The organism is Pseudomonas sp. GM30, from assembly GCF_000282275.2.
Taxonomy (GTDB): Bacteria; Pseudomonadota; Gammaproteobacteria; order Pseudomonadales; family Pseudomonadaceae; genus Aquipseudomonas.
In genome coordinates this window covers 209,135-223,633 of the sequence record NZ_AKJP02000030.1, presented here as the reverse complement: position 1 = coordinate 223,633, position 14,499 = coordinate 209,135, and the positions used below count along the sequence as shown (strand labels likewise).

Annotated in this window: 14 protein-coding genes; 4 read left to right on the top strand and 10 right to left on the bottom strand. The window is 61.2% G+C overall.

Annotated elements, in window-relative coordinates; translation table 11 throughout:
- The first annotated feature begins 66 nt into the window (after positions 1-66).
- A complete protein-coding gene (locus tag PMI25_RS24530; protein WP_007964900.1) occupies positions 67-1,431 on the top strand; it encodes a glutamine synthetase family protein in 1,365 nt (454 codons plus the stop codon).
- 148 nt (positions 1,432-1,579) lie between these two features.
- Positions 1,580-2,863 carry an NAD(P)/FAD-dependent oxidoreductase gene (locus tag PMI25_RS24525; RefSeq protein WP_007964901.1) on the top strand — a complete coding sequence of 428 codons (1,284 nt, stop codon included), beginning with the start codon at positions 1,580-1,582 and terminating at the stop codon, positions 2,861-2,863.
- Between the two features lie 105 nt (positions 2,864-2,968).
- Here PMI25_RS24525 and PMI25_RS24520 read toward each other — a convergent pair whose 3' ends face one another.
- A complete protein-coding gene (locus tag PMI25_RS24520; protein WP_007964902.1) occupies positions 2,969-3,754 on the bottom strand; it encodes a DeoR/GlpR family DNA-binding transcription regulator in 786 nt (261 codons plus the stop codon).
- Positions 3,755-4,006: 252 nt separating this feature from the next.
- The gene (locus PMI25_RS24515; protein WP_007964903.1) at positions 4,007-4,900 is read right to left on the bottom strand and encodes a LysR family transcriptional regulator; all 894 of its coding nucleotides are present in this window, start codon (positions 4,898-4,900) and stop codon (positions 4,007-4,009) included.
- 84 nt (positions 4,901-4,984) lie between these two features.
- Here PMI25_RS24515 and PMI25_RS24510 point away from each other — a divergent pair, with 84 nt between their 5' ends.
- Positions 4,985-5,761, top strand: a complete 777-nt coding sequence (locus PMI25_RS24510) for an NAD(P)H-dependent oxidoreductase (protein WP_007964904.1) — start codon at positions 4,985-4,987, stop codon at positions 5,759-5,761.
- A gap of 159 nt (positions 5,762-5,920) precedes the next feature.
- Here PMI25_RS24510 and PMI25_RS24505 read toward each other — a convergent pair whose 3' ends face one another.
- The 3 genes from PMI25_RS24505 to PMI25_RS24495 all read right to left on the bottom strand — a co-directional run bounded on the left by PMI25_RS24505 (position 5,921) and on the right by PMI25_RS24495 (position 7,910).
- Positions 5,921-6,940 (bottom strand): AbrB family transcriptional regulator, encoded by a 1,020-nt coding sequence (locus PMI25_RS24505; protein ID WP_007964905.1) that lies wholly within the window; start codon positions 6,938-6,940, stop codon positions 5,921-5,923.
- Between the two features lie 142 nt (positions 6,941-7,082).
- Positions 7,083-7,505, bottom strand: coding sequence for an HD domain-containing protein (locus PMI25_RS24500; RefSeq protein WP_007962466.1), 423 nt, complete (start codon positions 7,503-7,505; stop codon positions 7,083-7,085).
- A gap of 15 nt (positions 7,506-7,520) precedes the next feature.
- Positions 7,521-7,910, bottom strand: coding sequence for a hypothetical protein (locus PMI25_RS24495; protein ID WP_007962465.1), 390 nt, complete (start codon positions 7,908-7,910; stop codon positions 7,521-7,523).
- Positions 7,911-8,076: 166 nt separating this feature from the next.
- On the opposite strand from PMI25_RS24495, the gene PMI25_RS24490 reads away from it, so the two are divergent.
- A complete protein-coding gene (locus PMI25_RS24490) occupies positions 8,077-8,508 on the top strand; it encodes a hypothetical protein (protein ID WP_007962464.1) in 432 nt (143 codons plus the stop codon).
- 77 nt (positions 8,509-8,585) lie between these two features.
- On the opposite strand, the gene PMI25_RS24485 is transcribed toward PMI25_RS24490, so the two are convergent.
- The 5 genes from PMI25_RS24485 to PMI25_RS24465 form a co-directional block, all read right to left on the bottom strand.
- Complete coding sequence (locus tag PMI25_RS24485) at positions 8,586-8,870, bottom strand: hypothetical protein (RefSeq protein WP_007962462.1); 285 nt, start codon at positions 8,868-8,870, stop codon at positions 8,586-8,588.
- A 313-nt stretch (positions 8,871-9,183) separates the two neighbouring features.
- Positions 9,184-9,732 carry a cupin domain-containing protein gene (locus PMI25_RS24480; RefSeq protein ID WP_003226097.1) on the bottom strand — a complete coding sequence of 183 codons (549 nt, stop codon included), beginning with the start codon at positions 9,730-9,732 and terminating at the stop codon, positions 9,184-9,186.
- 360 nt (positions 9,733-10,092) lie between these two features.
- On the bottom strand, positions 10,093-11,376 hold the full coding sequence (locus tag PMI25_RS24475; protein WP_007962461.1) for an NAD(P)/FAD-dependent oxidoreductase: 1,284 nt from the start codon (positions 11,374-11,376) through the stop codon (positions 10,093-10,095).
- Positions 11,377-11,427: 51 nt separating this feature from the next.
- On the bottom strand, positions 11,428-12,918 hold the full coding sequence (locus PMI25_RS24470) for an aldehyde dehydrogenase (RefSeq protein WP_007962460.1): 1,491 nt from the start codon (positions 12,916-12,918) through the stop codon (positions 11,428-11,430).
- 163 nt (positions 12,919-13,081) lie between these two features.
- Positions 13,082-14,458 (bottom strand): glutamine synthetase family protein, encoded by a 1,377-nt coding sequence (locus tag PMI25_RS24465; RefSeq protein WP_007962459.1) that lies wholly within the window; start codon positions 14,456-14,458, stop codon positions 13,082-13,084.
- Positions 14,459-14,499: the final 41 nt, after the last annotated feature.

Genomic DNA, 14,499 nt, shown 5'->3' with positions numbered 1-14,499 from the left:
GAGACGCTATAGCTGCGCCCGGCCCGATTCTGCGCGCCCATACGGCGCCATCGTGAGTGATTGACCATGAAATTCGCAGCCATCGAAGACGCACGCCTGTTCCTTGAACAGAACCCCGATATCGACATGATCGAGCTGTTCATCCTCGACGCCAACGGCGTGCCGCGTGGCAAGCTGTTGCACCGCGAGGAACTGCTCGCTGTATACGAAAGCGGTCGCCCGCTGCCCAGCACCATTCTCGGCCTGACCGTGCAGGGCGAAGACGTGGAAAACTCGGGGCTGGTGTGGGACGTCGGCGACATCGACTGCCGCGCCTACCCGCTCGAAGGCAGTCTGGTGCGTTTGCCGTGGCGGCAGATTCCGACCGCGGCGGTGCAGGTCAGCATGCACCCGACCGAGGGAATGCCGGCGAGCATCGCCGACCCGCGCCATCTGCTGATCAAGGTGATCGACGGCCTCAAAGCCGAGGGTTATCACCCGGTCATGGCCTGCGAGCTGGAGTTCTATCTGCTCGACGCCAGACGCGATCACAACGGCCGTCCGCAACCGGCGCTGGACGCCGATGGTGGCCGACCGCGACACACGCAGGTCTACGGTTTGCGTGAACTGGAGCAGATCGAACCGTTCCTCGCCGACCTCTACAGCGCCTGCAAACTGCACGGCATTCCGGCACGCACGGCGATCTCGGAATACGCCCCGGGCCAGGTGGAAATCACCCTCGAACACGGCGACGCGTTGCTCGCGATGGATCAGGCGGTGCGCTACAAACGTCTGGTCAAAGCCGTGGCACACAAGCACGGCATGCAGGCGACATTCATGGCCAAGCCGTTTGATGATCTGGCCGGCACCGGCATGCACATGCACGTCAGCCTTGCCGATGGCGAGGGGCGCAATCTGTTTGCCGCCGAGGAGCCGGCGGGCACCCCGCTGCTGCGTACGGCGATTGGCGGCATGCTCGCTTCACTGCTCGATACGCTGCTGCTGTTCTGCCCCAACGCCAACTCCTACCGGCGCTTCCAGGCCAACAGCTACGCGCCATTGGCGCCGACCTGGGGTGTCGACAACCGCACCGTCAGCCTGCGCGTACCGGGCGGCCCGGCCAATACCCGGCACATTGAACACCGGATCTGCGGCGCCGATGCCAACCCGTATCTGGCGGCGGCAGCGATCCTTGCCGGGATCCATCGTGGCATCCGCGAGGATCTGGATCCGGGCGCGCCGGTCGAGGGCAACGGCTATGCGCAGGCCAAGGAGTTGCTGCCGACCGATTGGCTGACCTCGCTGCAGGCGCTGGAAAACTCGGTGTGGGCGCGGGATGCCCTGGGCCAGGCATTTCTCGGGGTGTATCTGGCGGTGAAACGTGCCGAGTACCGGCAGTTCATGGCCGAGGTGGGTGAGCAGGATTGGCGTTGGTATCTGACCGAAGCCTGAAGCCTCACCCCCTAACCCCTGTAGGAGTGAGCCTGCTCGCGATCGCGGTGTGTCAGTCGGCAATAATGTGTCTGACATGGCCTCATCGCGAGCAGGCTCACTCCTACAGGGGACCGCGTACAACCGAAGAATTTGTGTGGACACCGACATGACTCAACGCTGCAATTCCTACTACACCGCCACCCTCAACCAGGACACCGACTACCCGACCCTGCAAGGCCGACATCAAGTCGATGTGGTGATCATCGGCGGCGGTTTCACCGGCGTTGCCACCGCCGTCGAACTCGCCGAAAAAGGCCTGAAAGTCGCCATCGTCGAGAGCAACAAGATCGGCTGGGGCGCCACTGGGCGCAATGGCGGACAAGTCACCGGCAGCCTTTCCGGCGACGGCGCAATGCGCAAACAGATGCGCCCGAAACTCGGTGATGAAGTCGACGATTTCATCTGGCACCTGCGCTGGCGCGGGCATCAAATCATCCAAGAACGCGTGGCGAAATATGGCATCCAGTGCGACCTCAAACATGGCCACCTGCACGCCGCCTACAAGCCGAGCCACATGGACGGTTTGCGCCAGGATTACGAGGAAGCCGTGCGCCGCGGCCTGGGTGATGAAGTCAGTCTGCTCGACCGCAGTCAGGTACGCGACCTGCTGCAAAGCGACCTCTACCACGGCGCGATCAAGAACACCCGCAACATGCACCTGCACCCACTCAACCTGTGCATCGGCGAAGCGCGGGCGGCGGAAAGTCTTGGTGCGCTGATCTTCGAAAACAGTGAAGTGCTGGAAATCATTCACGGCAAAACCCCAGGCGTGCGCACCGCCCACGGCCAGATCGACGCCAATCAGGTGATGCTCGCCGGCGACGTCTATCACAAGCTCGAACCGGGCCAGCTCAAGGGCAAGATTTTCCCGGCCATGGGCGGCATCGTCACTACCGCGCCGCTGGGTGATCTGGCGCGGCAGATCAACCCCGAAGACCTCGCGGTGTACGACTGCCGTTTCGTCCTCGACTACTACCGCCTCACGGCCGACGGACGTCTGCTGTTCGGCGGCGGTGCGAACTACAGCGGCAAAGATTCACGGGACATCGCCGCCGAACTGCGCCCGTGCATCGAGCAGACCTTCCCCGCGCTTAAAGGGGTGCAGATCGACTACCAGTGGAGCTGCGCGATGGGCATCGTGATCAACCGCATCCCGCAACTGGGCAAGCTTTCGGATAACGTCTGGTATTGCCAGGGCTACTCGGGACACGGCATCGCGACGACGCACATCATGGGCGAAATCATGAGCCGCGCGATCACCGGGCAGCTGGAACAGTTCGACACCTTTGCGCAGTGCCAGCACATTCGCGTGCCGATGGGGGATTTGCTGGGCAATCCGTTGCTGGCGGCGGGGATGTGGTATTACCAGATGCTTGAAAAGTTGCGTTGATCGCACCGGCCCTATCGCGAGCAGGCTCACTCCTACAAGGGAAACGCGGTCCAACTGTAGGAGTGAGCCTGCTCGCGATGAGGCCGTCAGCCGCAACGCAAAATCTCAATCAGGTAACTGCTCCACCACAATCCCCAACCGCCGATAATCCTCGACACTCCCCGACGCCAGATGCCGCTCGGTAATCAGCGTATGCAGGCGCGTGCACGCGGCCACCACAAACGGCTCCACCGCCCCCAGCTTGTCCGCCGTGGTCACCGCAATCACCCGCGTCGCGCTGTCGAGAAGCGCCTGTTTCACCGGCACTTCATCGAAATGCAACGAGGTGATACCCACTTCCGGGTGAATCGCACAGACACCGGTAAACGCCAGATCCGCCTTTATCCCGGCCAGCATGCGCACCGCCTCGTGCCCACCGGCCGACATCGTGCGCGGGTTCAGTTGCCCACCGGCCAGAATCACTTTCACGCCCTTGTACTCGGACAGAGCGATGGCCGTCATCGGCGCGGCGGTCACCGCAGTGATCTGGATGTCCGCCCGCAACGAGCGCGCCACCTGCAACGCGGTCGAACCGGAATCGAACAGCACAATCTGCCCGTCCTCGACCTCTCGCGCCGCCCGTTGCGCCAGCCGCACTTTCACCTCGTCAGTCTCTTCCAGCCGGGTGAAGTAATCCTTGCCACTGTCCTTGGGCCTTGGCAGCGCTCCGCCATGCACCCGCTGCACCAGGCCGGCGTGGTCCAGTTCGGCGAGATCACGGCGGATGGTGTCTTCGGACACGGCGAAGTGCTGGCTCAACTCGCAGGCCATGACCTTGCCGTCGCGTTCGAGGATCAGGAGGATTTTCTGCCGACGCAGGGACGGCAGTTCGGTGATCGAATGATCGTGCATGGTTTTGCCTGTTTATGCTTGTAGTTGCAGGTTTTGCCGAGACTAGCGAAAGCCTCGGGCAAACACAAACCGGCCGGTATCAATTGTTTCGATCATTGGAATCAACATGCCGAATTTTTTCTTTGCAGTGCGTCTGTTCAGAATGGCCTCACTTTAAAAAGGCTCAGGATGAACAGCTGATGAATCTCAATTTTGCGTTTGCTTGCATGATCGTGGTGTCTTTTGCGATTGCCTTGGGTCACGCCTGATAGGTCACACCGATGCCGCGAGATGCTCACGCAACCATTTGTGTGCCGGATCGCGATGCGCGCGCTCGCCCCAGAACATCGCCATTTCGTAGCCCGGCACCTGCAATGGCGCATCGACCACCTGCAACGCCGGGTTGCCGCGCACCAGCCGTGACGGCAGCATCGCCACCAGATCGGTACTGGCGAGTACCGACATCACCATCAGAAAGTGCGGCACCGACAGCACCACCTTGCGTGACAAGCCAACCTCGGCCAGCGCCTTGTCGGTCACCCCGAAAAAGCCCCCGCCCTCACGCGACACCATCACGTGTTCCAGCGCGCAGAATTGTTCGCGAGTCGGCTTACGCTTCAACCCCGGATGCCCGACGCGACCGGCCAACACGTAATGCTCGGTGAACAGCGCCCGCTGATGCAGATCCAGCGGCGCCTCTTCGGTGATGTGCAGCGCCAGGTCAAACACGCCCTGCTCCGCCTGCTTCACTAGCTGCGCCGGCATCAGGTCGAGCACCGCCAGCCGGGTGCCGGGTGCTTGAGTGCGCAAACCGCTGAGCGCGGGCAGCACCACCGTCGACTCGCCGTAATCGGTCGCCGCGACTTTCCAGATGTGGCGGGCCTGCACCGGATCGAAAGCACTGGCCGGCGCGACTGCCCGCTCCAGTGCTTCCAGCGCCTCGCGCAACGGTTCGCGCAGTTCATCGGCCCGCGCCGTCGGGCGCATGCCCCGTGGTCCGGGCAGCAACAGCGGGTCGCCGAAGATCTCACGCAGCTTGGCCAAGTGCACACTGACCGACGGCTGCGACAGGCTCAACCGCTCTGCGGCGCGGGTTACGTTGTGTTCTGCCAACAACACGTCTAGGGTCAACAGCAAGTTGATATCCAGACGTCGTAAATTATTCATGGCTATACCTGACATATCAGACATTCATTTCCAATATACCGATCAAGGATTGATCCTGCCTGCATTCAACCAAGGAGTTGCCACATGAATGTGCTACTGGTCTACGCCCACCCCGAACCCACTTCGCTCAACGGCTCGCTCAGGGACTTTACCGTCCAGCGTCTGCAAGCCGCCGGCCACACCGTGCAGGTTTCCGACCTGTATGCGATGAACTGGAAAACCACGATCGACGCCGATGACGCCCCCGGTCGCGATGAGAGCCGCCCCTTCCACGCCTCGATCGATTCAAAACTGGCTTACCAACAGGGCCGGCAGTCCGCCGACATCGCCCGCGAGCAGGATAAACTGCTGTGGGCCGACGCACTGATCCTGCAGTTTCCGCTGTGGTGGTTCACCATGCCGGCGATCCTCAAGGGCTGGGTCGAGCGCGTGTACGCCTACGGGTTTGCCTACGGTGTCGGCGAACATTCCGATGCGCGCTGGGGCGAGCGCTACGGCGAAGGCAAGATGAAAGGCAAACGCGCGATGCTGCTGGTCACCACCGGAGGCTGGGATTCTCACTACAGCCCACGCGGAATCAATGGGCCGATTGATGATTTGCTGTTTCCGATTCAGCACGGCGTGTTGTTCTACCCCGGTTTCGACGTGGTGCCGCCCTTCCTGGTGTACCGCGCCAGCCGCATGGATCAAGCGCGGTTTGCCGAGACCTGCGAGGCGCTCGGCACGCGTCTGGATGAGTTGTGGAGCACGCGGCCGATCGCGTATCGGCAGCAGAATGCCGGGGATTACGAGATTCCGGCGTTGACGCTCAAGGACGATGTCGCCCCCGGTGAGGAAGGCTTCGCCGCACACACTCGGTAAAGATCACTGAACCTTTGTGGCGAGGGAGCTTGCTCCCGCTCGGCGACGCAGTCGTCGCAAAACCTGCGATTTCGGTGCACCTGAAACACCGTGGCATCGGGGTTTTGGGCCGCTTCGCAGCCCGGCGGGAGCAAGCTCCCTCGCCACAGGGGGATGTGCTTAGACTTCCTCCCGCACCCGCCGCACCTGCACCAGCAACGCCGGCGCAAAATGCAACAGCACCATCCGCGCCAGATGGTGAGTCAGGATGAACACCACATTCAGCCCGCCGGCAAACGCGACAATCGCAATCGTCTCGATCGCCCCTGGCATGTACGCCAGCCACAGCGACAGCGGATCACTGTTCAGCCAGCGCGCCGCCACTTCGGCAAACGCCGCCGCGACCACAACCATCAGTCCCACCGACACCAGCGCCGTGCGGCCATGCCGGCCCAGCTCCGCAAGGCCGAGTCCCTGAAAGCGCGAGCCGATCCGCACGCCGAGAATCAGCGCCGCCAGGTTCAGGCTCCAGTCCGGCATGTGAAAGCCATGCAGCCATCCCGATTTCACAAACACCGCAGTCAGCAGAATCGCCGTCAACATGAACGGCGCCGGCACGCCGATCACCAACAGCAAGCGCCCGATGACGATGCTCAAGCCGATCAGCGCCAACACGGTCAGTGCCATGCCCGTGCTCAACGGAGCGCTTTCAACCACCGCCACCGAGGCCTGCCCGGGAATCAAAAAACTCACCAGCACCGTGATCAACAGCAAGCGCATCAGGTGCACGATGATGACTTTGCTTGAGGCCTTTTCCGACTCCAGCAAATCGAACACCGCCGCCAATGCACCGGGATACACCGCCAGCAGCGCATCGGTGCGATTCCAGCCTGCGCCGCGAGTCAGCCACCATCCGGCGAGGGCGATCTGCACCGTCAGACACAGCAGCAACACGCCAAGGCTTGGCAACATCGCCGAAGCCGTCGCACTGTCCCACGCTTCGAACATCAGCCCGGTGGCGATGCCCAGCGTGACCTGGATGTAGCCCAGGCCATGAGGGGTTGCCGGGGCAAAACCGCTGCGCGTGGTGACCAATGCGGTGACAAGAATCGCCCCCAGCAACAAGCCATGAGGGACACCGCTAACCTGCAACGCAGCGCCAACAGCGGCCGCGATCAACAAACACAGAATGGATTTCATATTCGCCTTCCTGGCTATTTCCCCGAGATATTCCACTCCCCTGTAGGAGCTGCCGCAGGCTGCGATCTTTTGATCTTGCCTTTAGAAAATCAAAGTCAAAAGATCGCAGCCTGCGGCAGCTCCTACAGGGGGGTATTCGTTTTTACGTGCGCAACCGCCCAATCGCCCGCCGATACTTCTCGACCCGTTCCAGATCCTCCCAACTTGGCGAGGTAATCCGCGACAGGTCGCTGTTCTCTTCCAGATCCGCCAGTTTCACCACCCGGCCAATCGGGTTCTGCGCCGCGCGCTCGACGAAATCCTCGTAGGATTCGCCCGGCATTTTGGTCACGGATTCGATAGCGCTCAGCACCTCTTCACTGAAACCTTCCTTGCGCAAATCATCGAGGCTGATGCCGCAATCCTCGACCACGTCGTGCAACACGGCGACGATGCGCTCTTCCAGCGAACTCATGCGCAACATGACTTTCAACGGATGCAGAATGTACGGCGCACCGCCCTTGTCGACCTGCCCGGCGTGGGCCGTGGCAGCGATGGCGATAGCGCGTTCGAGGGTCTGGGTCATGGAAGTCTCCGTGGTTTAAACGCCATAGCGGCCGCCAACGTGGATGTTGCGTTTGAGCCAGTTGCGGATCGCTTCAAGCCGTCCGGTTGGCTTCGCAGGCCCGGAATGACGTTGAAGAATCAGCGAGACTACGGTGAACTGATCGGCATTTGGATGGGCATCGATCAACTCGGCAACCCACGCGCAGTCAGCCTTCCTCAGGTGTTCACGCCACTTGCCCGGCCAAGCATCCAGCTCATTCAGCGCCAACCATCGCGCACCGCCGTGTTCCATGTGCCCGCCGGACATCGACTGCTCGAAACAGAAAGGCGTGTCTGGCTTTGCAGGGTCAATGTGAAACAGATAGATGTCGTGGAATGGGTGTTGCGAGGGGAGCGCGTTATTGCGGCTGCCGATTTCGATCATGGGCAATGTTCCAATCCTTGGGCGCTGAATGTTTCCGATTGTTTCGCAGTGTGTGCCACGGGAGCAAATCAAAAACCCGATGGAACCTCCCTCCTCCACGCCATCTCGAAACTATAAAGCGCCAAAAGCTTCGATCAGACCCGGCGCCCCTGAAGAGGAAACCCCGATGAACACTCGCTTCCTGCTTCTGATCGCCACCTTCGCCGTCATCCCCACCTGCGTCATGGCCGAGGGCTGCGACGTTCAGACCCAATCCTCCAGCGCCTCGGTGCCAGCGGTGGAAACCCACAGCTGCTACGAATACGAAGGCATGCCCGTCAGTTCCATCGACTGGTCGTGCAGCAATGAAAGCAAAGACATGCTCAGCAGTACGAAAACCAAGGTCGAGCACTGTGCCGACCACTATCAGGCCACGTGTATCGCCACGATCACCCAGGAATCCCTGGCCAACCCGCACTCCACCAGCAAAGACAAAAACGCCAAGGCGCTGAACATCCCCGATAACGCCCAAGTGACCACGTATTACTACGACGCGGAGCATCTGGCTCAAGCGCGAATTGATTGTGAGAATGGTGGCGGGCAATGGAAGGCAAAGTAAGCGTTTGATATCTGTGTTTGCGACAGGCAAAGAAAAGCCCGGCTCTAAAGACCGGGCTTTTAAGTGCGCGACATCCGTTAACCACCGCCGTTACCCCCACTGCTGCTACCGGTCGGTTGACCCGCAGGGCTGGGCTTGGAGGCAGAAGGCACCGGCCCATTGTCGGTCTTGCCACCATCACCACCCTTGGGCAGCGAATTGGCATCCGGGTCGGCATTGGTGGCTGGAGACGCCGGGTCGCGAGTCTGGCTGTTGCCGTCGTTCGCCGTCGGGGTCGGCGTCTCGCCGGCCGCGATCGCGTACAGCGAACTGCCGGACAGCAACGCTGCGAGGGTAAACACCGCGATTTTATGGTTCAGCATGGTGGCTCTTCCTTTGCGTGGTGAGTTACAGCATTGGAAGAAGGTGCGCGGCGAAGGTGCGGTGTGTCGGACGAATGGTTATCGCCTGAAACACCCGAGCAATATCGACATCCGAAAACTTCGTAGGAAAACACTTCATGTGGCGAGGGAGCTTGCTCCCGCTGGGCTGCGAAGCGGCCCCATAACCGGATAATCCGTTTCTCCTATATACCCCGGACGCCACGAATTACGCCGACTGCGTCGCCGAGCGGGAGCAAGCTCCCTCGCCACAGGGTCGGATTCATTTACAACGTACACCTAATCCAAACAGCGATCAGAAGTTCGCCGGCGTATTCGCACTAATAATCTCCGCCTCATCCGCCCCAATATTCCGGAACTTATGCGGCAGCGTCGTCGGAAAATAATACCCATCCCCGGCATTCAACACGCTCACCTGCCCGTCCACCGTCAACTCCACCGTGCCACGCGTCACCAACCCACACTCCTCGCCTTCCGCATGCACAATCGGCTCTTCCCCGGAGCTCGCACCCGGTGCGTATTGCTCGCGAAGCAAGCGCATCTGGCGACTGGGGACGGAGGCGCCAATGAGCAGCAGGCGCAGGCCGTGGCGGCCCAGATCGGGTTGTTCGTTGGCGCGGAACACGTATTGGTGTTCGCGCGGGGGCTGGTCGAAGGTGAAGAAGTCGGCCAGGGACATCGGGATGCCTTCGAGCAGCTTTTTCAGCGAGCTGACGGAAGGACTCACGCGATTCTGTTCGATCAGGGAGATGGTGGCATTGGTCACGCCGCTACGCCGGGCCAGCTCGCGCTGGGAGAGTTTGTAGCTTTCGCGTACTAGTTTGAGTCGAGAACCCGTATCCATGACAGCCTTATGTGAGAACGACTTAAGGGCGATGGGGGTGGGTGGCGGGTGACGCGCCGAGGGCGCGGATCACGTTGCTCCCGTGTCCCGGAACCGTGAAAGGCGGCTATTAAATCACGTTTGCAGATGTTGCTCAGCAGGTTCGATGGACGGTGGGTGAAATGAGCCTGCTGGGGGTAATTGCGGGTCAGGCACAAGGCCTGTGGGAGCGAGCTTGCTCGCGAATGGGCGGCACATTCAACGTCCCTTTTGCTGATAGGCCGCTTTCGCGAGCAAGCTCGCTCCCACAGGGTTTGTGGTGTTGCCGGTCATGTGAAAAAACCGGCGGCGCCTGTGCGGGACCGCCGCCGGGGAGGTAACTTAGATGCCGAAACGGTCGCGCAGCGAGTAGTAGACGGCGCCGAGGGCGGTCAATGGGGCGGAGAAGGTGCGGCCGCCGATCATTGGCATGTGTGGCAGCGAGGCGAAGGCGTCGAAGCGTTCGGCGTCGCCGCGGATCATTTCCGAGATCAGTTTGCCGGCCAGGTGCGAGCAGGTGACGCCGTGGCCGCTGTAGCCCTGCATGTAGTAGGCGTTTTTCTCGATGCGGCCGAATTGCGGCATGCGTGACATGGTCAGCAGGAAGTTGCCGGTCCAGCGGTAGTCGATTTTCACGTCCTTGAGCTGCGGAAAGGTCTTGAGGATCTTCGGCCGGATCAGTTGTTCGATGTCGTCCGGTTCCCGTGCACCGTAGACCACGCCGCCGCCGTACAGCAGACGGTTGTCGGCCGTCAGGCGGTAGTAATCCAGCAGATAGTTGCAGTCTTCGACGCAGTAGTTGTTGGTGATCAGGCTGCGCGCCTGCTTCTCGGTCAGTGGCTCGGTGACGACGATCTGCGAGCCGCACGGCATGCTTTTCGCGGTCACGCGGTTGTCCAGACCTTGCGGCAGGTAGGCGTTGCCGGCGATCAGCAGGTACTTGGCGCGCACCTGGCCTTTGGCGGTGCGCACCACGTTCGGCTCGCCGTATTTGATTTCCACCGCAGCCGATTGCTCGTAAATCTTGCCGCCCAGACGCACGATGGCCGCGGCTTCACCGAGGGCCAGGTTCAGCGGATGCACGTGACCGCCCTGCAGGTCCAGCAGGCCGCCAACATAGGCATCGGAGCCGACTTCGCGACGAATGTCAGCGGCGTCGAGCATCTTCAGGTTTTTGTTGCCGTAACGTTCCCAGCTGCGCTTCTGCTCAACCAGACCGTTGAGTTGTTTCTTGTTCATCGCTGCGAAGATGCCGCCCGGGCGGTAGTCGCATTTGATGTCGTATTCCTTGATGCGCGAACGGATGATGTCGGCGCCTTCGAAGATCATGCTGCCGAGGATTTCTGCCGTCTTGTCGCCGTAGCGTTCTTCGATCACATCGACGTCGCGACTGTAGGAGTTGACCAGTTGCCCGCCGTTGCGACCGCTGGCGCCGTAGCCGACTTTCGCCGCTTCCAGCACCGTGACTTTATAACCGGCCTCGCTCAGAAACAGCGCCGAGGACAGGCCGGTGTAGCCGGCGCCGATGATGCAGACGTCGCACTCGACCGACTCTTCAAGGGTCGGGAAGTCGATGACTTCGTTGCGGGTGGCGGCGTAGTAGCTGTTGACGTGTTGTTGCTTCATTTTATTGTTCTCCGAGGGTCGCTCATCAGGAGCGACCGCCGCTGTAGAAAATCAGAGCTTGATCCAGGTCGCTTTCAGCCCGGTGTACTTGTCGAACGCGTGCAGCGATTTGTCGCGACCGTTGCCCGACTGTTTGAAGCCGCCGAACGGTGCGGTCATGTCGCCGCCGTCGTACTGGTTGACCCACACGCTGCCGGCCCGCAGGCCACGGGCGAAGGTGTGCGCCTTGCTCAGGTTGCTGGTCCAGACACCCGCGGCGAGGCCGAAGATGCTGTCGTTGGCGATCTGCAGCGCCTCTTCAACGGTGTCGAAGGTGATCAGCGACAGCACCGGGCCGAAGATTTCTTCCTTGGCGATGGTCATGGCGTTGGTCACGCCGTCGAAAATCGTCGGCTCGATGTAAGTGCCGCCGGTTTCTTCGAGGGTGCGTCGGCCACCGGCAATCAGCTCGGCGCCCTGCTCGCGGCCGATGCTGATGTAGCGCAGCACATTGTCCAGTTGACGCTGATCGACCACCGCGCCGACGGTGGTCGCAGGATCAAGTGCATGCCCCGGTTTCCACGCTTGCAGCGCTTCCACCAGCAGCGGAATGAATTGCTCGCGGATCGAACGTTCGACCAGCAGGCGCGAACCGGCGGTGCACACTTCGCCCTGGTTGAAAGCGATGGCGCCGGCCGCAGCCTGGGCTGCCGCGCGCAAGTCCGGGGCGTCGGCAAACACCACGTTCGGGCTCTTGCCCCCCGCTTCGAGCCAGACGCGTTTCATGTTGCTTTGGCCGGCATAAATCATCAGTTGCTTGGCAATCGCCGTGGAGCCGGTGAAGGCCAGCACGTCGACGTCCATGTGCAGCGCCAGCGCCTTGCCGACGGTGTGGCCGAAGCCCGGCAGCACGTTGAACACGCCTTTCGGGATGCCCGCGTCCAGTCCAAGCTGCGCGATGCGGATCGCGGTCAGCGGCGATTTTTCCGAAGGCTTGAGGATGAACGAGTTGCCCGCTGCCAGCGCCGGAGCGAATTTCCAGCTGGCCATGATCAGCGGGAAGTTCCACGGCACGATCGCAGCGACTACGCCGGATGGCTCGCGGGTCACCAGACCGAGTTGGTCGTGCGGGGTGGCGGCGACTTCGTCGTAGATCTTGTCGATCGCTTCGGCACTCCAGCGGATCGCGTTGGCGGTCGCCGGGATGTCGATGCTCATCGAGTCGCTGATCGGTTTGCCCATGTCGAGGGTTTCCAGCAGCGCCAGTTCTTCCTGGTGTTGCAGGATCAGATCGGCGAAGCGGATCAGGATGCGTTTGCGCTCGGCCGGGGCTTTGTGCGCCCACACGCCGGAGTTGAACGACTGGCGTGCGGCTTCGACGGCAAGGTTGGCGTCGGCCTCATCGGTGCTGGCCACGGAGGCGAGGAAACGGCCATCGACAGGGCTCAGGCACTCGAAGGTATCGCCACTGATCGCAGGGCGGTATTCACCGTTGATGAACGCGCGGGATTCGATGGTCAGGGACTGGAAGCGTTGTTCCCAGTCGTTGCGGGTCATGGTCATGGGGGTGACTCACACAGGAAAATTAGTGACCGATATCCCTGTGGGAGCGAGCTTGCTCGCGAATACGGTGGGTCAGTCACCTTCAATGTTGAAGGTGATGGCCTCTTCGCGGGCAAGCCCGCTCCCACAGGTTTTGCGGTGTTAGCGAGATCGTGCTTGAGCGTCAGACGGTATGCAGATACCAGTTGTACTCAAGGTCGGAAATCGAGTTCTCGAACTCGGCCAACTCGCTTTCCTTGCACGCGACGAACACGTCGATGTACATCGGGTCGATGTACTTGGCCATGACTTCGCTGTCGTCCAGCTCGCGCAGTGCATCACGCAGGTTGTTCGGCAGGCTCTGTTCGTTCTGCTCGTAGCTGTTGCCTTCAACTGGCGCGCCTGGCTCGATGCGGTTGGTCAGGCCGTGGTGAATGCCGGCCAGCACCGAAGCCATCAGCAGGTACGGGTTGGCGTCGGCACCGGCCACGCGATGTTCGATGCGCACGGCGTCGGCCGAACCGGTCGGCACACGGACTGCAACGGTGCGGTTGTCGATGCCCCAGCTCGGCGAGTTCGGCACGTAGAACTGCGCGCCGAAGCGGCGGTACGAGTTGACGTTCGGGCAGAGGAACGCCATTTGCGCAGGCAGGGTCTCCAGCACACCGCCGATCGCGTGTCGCAGCGCGGCGTTCTGCTCGGGATCCTCGCTGGCGAAGATGTTGTTGCCTTCTTTGTCCAGGATCGAAATGTGTACGTGCAGACCGTTGCCCGCCTGGCCCGGATACGGCTTGGCCATGAAGGTGGTGTCCATCTCGTGGTCATAGGCGATGTTCTTCACCAGACGCTTGAGCAGAACGGCGTAGTCGCAGGCCTTGATCGGGTCGGAGACGTGATGCAGGTTGACTTCGAATTGCGCCGGGGCGCTTTCCTTGACGATCGCGTCAGCCGGGATGCCCTGCTCTTTCGCGCCTTCGAGAATGTCTTGCAGGCAGTCGACGTATTCGTCGAGATCGTCGATCAGGTACACCTGAGTCGACACCGGACGCTTGCCGGACACCGGCGAACGTGGCGACTGCGGACGGCCGTTCACGTTGTCCTGGTCGATCAGATAGAACTCAAGTTCGAACGCGGCGCAGATGGTCAGGCCCAGTTCGTCGAATTTGCGCACGACGTTGGCCAGCACTTCACGCGGGTCGGCGAAGAACGGCTCGCCTTCCAGTTCGTGCATGGTCATCAACAGTTGTGCGGTCGGGCGCTTCTGCCACGGCTCGATGCTCAGAGTCCCCGGGATCGGGTAGCAGATGCGGTCGGCGTCGCCGATGTCCAGACCCAGGCCGGTGCTTTCCACCGTGGAGCCATTGATGTCGAGAGCGAAGAGCGAGGCCGGCAGATTGATGCCTTTCTCGTAAACCTTGTGAAGACTGGTGCGCTCGATGCGCTTGCCGCGCACCACACCGTTCATGTCTGCAATCAGAAGGTCGACGTACAAAACCTCAGGATGTTTCTTAAGGAATGCGTTTGCTTCGTTGAGTTGAACGGCACGCAGAGGGACCGACATGATGCACCTATTTAGCTGTTAATTATTATGTTCACCGCTGT

Coding starts and splice junctions, on each gene's coding strand:
- PMI25_RS24530 (WP_007964900.1), top strand. CDS start 67: ATGAAATTCGCAGCCATCGAAGACGCACGCCTGTTCCTTGAACAGAAC.
- PMI25_RS24525 (WP_007964901.1), top strand. CDS start 1,580: ATGACTCAACGCTGCAATTCCTACTACACCGCCACCCTCAACCAGGAC.
- PMI25_RS24520 (WP_007964902.1), bottom strand. CDS start 3,754: ATGCACGATCATTCGATCACCGAACTGCCGTCCCTGCGTCGGCAGAAA.
- PMI25_RS24515 (WP_007964903.1), bottom strand. CDS start 4,900: ATGAATAATTTACGACGTCTGGATATCAACTTGCTGTTGACCCTAGAC.
- PMI25_RS24510 (WP_007964904.1), top strand. CDS start 4,985: ATGAATGTGCTACTGGTCTACGCCCACCCCGAACCCACTTCGCTCAAC.
- PMI25_RS24505 (WP_007964905.1), bottom strand. CDS start 6,940: ATGAAATCCATTCTGTGTTTGTTGATCGCGGCCGCTGTTGGCGCTGCG.
- PMI25_RS24500 (WP_007962466.1), bottom strand. CDS start 7,505: ATGACCCAGACCCTCGAACGCGCTATCGCCATCGCTGCCACGGCCCAC.
- PMI25_RS24495 (WP_007962465.1), bottom strand. CDS start 7,910: ATGATCGAAATCGGCAGCCGCAATAACGCGCTCCCCTCGCAACACCCA.
- PMI25_RS24490 (WP_007962464.1), top strand. CDS start 8,077: ATGAACACTCGCTTCCTGCTTCTGATCGCCACCTTCGCCGTCATCCCC.
- PMI25_RS24485 (WP_007962462.1), bottom strand. CDS start 8,870: ATGCTGAACCATAAAATCGCGGTGTTTACCCTCGCAGCGTTGCTGTCC.
- PMI25_RS24480 (WP_003226097.1), bottom strand. CDS start 9,732: ATGGATACGGGTTCTCGACTCAAACTAGTACGCGAAAGCTACAAACTC.
- PMI25_RS24475 (WP_007962461.1), bottom strand. CDS start 11,376: ATGAAGCAACAACACGTCAACAGCTACTACGCCGCCACCCGCAACGAA.
- PMI25_RS24470 (WP_007962460.1), bottom strand. CDS start 12,918: ATGACCATGACCCGCAACGACTGGGAACAACGCTTCCAGTCCCTGACC.
- PMI25_RS24465 (WP_007962459.1), bottom strand. CDS start 14,458: ATGTCGGTCCCTCTGCGTGCCGTTCAACTCAACGAAGCAAACGCATTC.